The sequence below is a fragment of the Brevibacillus sp. MCWH genome, assembly GCF_013096935.1.
Lineage (GTDB): Bacteria > Bacillota > Bacilli > Brevibacillales > Brevibacillaceae > Brevibacillus > Brevibacillus aydinogluensis.
Genome location: NZ_SDLF01000111.1, coordinates 1 through 549, shown reverse-complemented (window position 1 = coordinate 549; position 549 = coordinate 1). Strand labels below are relative to the sequence as shown.

1 protein-coding gene is annotated in these 549 nt (G+C 29.1%); it reads left to right on the top strand.

What is annotated here, in order from left to right:
- Positions 1–87: 87 nt before the first annotated feature.
- On the top strand, positions 88–549 hold a 462-nt coding region (locus ETC00_RS19605), incomplete at its 3' end, for a hypothetical protein (protein ID WP_171567719.1).

Below are 549 nucleotides of genomic sequence, written 5' to 3'. Positions count from 1 at the left end.
TTTAATTATTTGTTCTGTATTAACACATAATATTTTATTATGATGAAAACTTTAATTTAATCGTTAAAAAAATTAGGAGGGAAAACAATGAAACTCAATAATACTGGAAATAACTCAAAAGATGTTGTAAACGTGAATACAAGAGGAATTCAATTTATGAATAGTGAAGGTAACTTTCCTTCAACTTTACAAATTGGCTATTGGAACGATATGATTTCTTTAAAGATTAATCCTGCATTGGATAAAAGTCAACAAACTGAAACTAAAAAATTTGACTATGAGAAATTAATTTCAACAGCTATTACGTTAGAAAAGGCAACTATTTTAGCAGAAGCTGTTGAAAAATACGTACTCCCTTCCTTCGATGAGAAGAAAGAGATTTTTAAAGGAGTTCCTGTTGGAGGAGATTCTTTAGTAGGTGTTGGTATTAAAGTAATTAACGGTGAGCCTGTTAGTTACTTTGGTATTTTCAAATCACTAGATGAGAAAACTAAAAAACCAGAATCGTTTATGATTTATGAGTTTAAGGCTGGTTATAGTGTAGATAAC